Below are 769 nucleotides of genomic sequence, written 5' to 3' on the forward strand. Positions count from 1 at the left end.
GATCTGTGCCGTTGAGCGGCTTTTGTGAGGCACCACAACTGCATGATCGACGGGGCGGGGGCGGCGGCTTGGGCTTAGAGGGCCAGGCAGGAGGGGTTTATCGGTTGGTCGCGGAGGGCCTGGCGGATCACCGAATAGGTGGTGCCGTCGGTGACCAGGGCGAGGTGGCCGACGACGCGGAGCGGGCAGCGGGACTGGATCAACACGTTGGTGGCGTCGTCGGCCAGCATGGCGTTGTCCACCGGCCGCACCAGCTCGTCCTGCCAGCTGCGTACGGTGGTCCAGCGCACCGAACCCGGGGTGTCGTCGCTGGCGTTGAGCGCGGTCAGGAAAGACGAGCCGATCGTCATCTGCTGGCAGGCCACCACGCCGGCGCAGTTGCCCAGGCCGAGGAAGGCGAGGATGTTCGCCACGTACGTGCCGTACTGCGGCGTACCCAGGCTGACATAGCGACCGGTCGCGTCGCCGCCACCGAGGTTCTTGATGTAGTAGCGGCTGACCAGGCCACCTTCCGAGTGGGCGACCAGGTTGATCTTTGCCGCTCCGGTGGTGCCACGGACCTGCCCCACGAAGGTGCGCAGACTCGCGGCGGAGGCGGCGATGTCGCCGAGCCCGAGGTTCGGCAGTTGATAGATCCAGACCCGGTAGCCGTCAGCGCGCAGCCGGGCGGCGAGCGGCTCGTACACGATGGAGATTCCACTCAGCCCACCCACGACGACGACCGGGTTGGCGTCGGCGAGCGCGGCGGCGGGGCGGGCAGCCGCGGTGG

The 769-nt window shown here is 68.9% G+C and carries 1 protein-coding gene; it reads right to left on the minus strand.

Annotated elements, in window-relative coordinates:
• Nucleotides 1–74: 74 nt before the first annotated feature.
• Nucleotides 75–769: esterase/lipase family protein (locus C1I93_RS30790; RefSeq protein WP_111246723.1), on the minus strand; the 695-nt coding region annotated here is incomplete at its 5' end.

Origin of the sequence: Micromonospora endophytica (genome assembly GCF_003236305.1) — a bacterium.
Taxonomy (GTDB): Bacteria; Actinomycetota; Actinomycetes; order Mycobacteriales; family Micromonosporaceae; genus Micromonospora; species Micromonospora endophytica.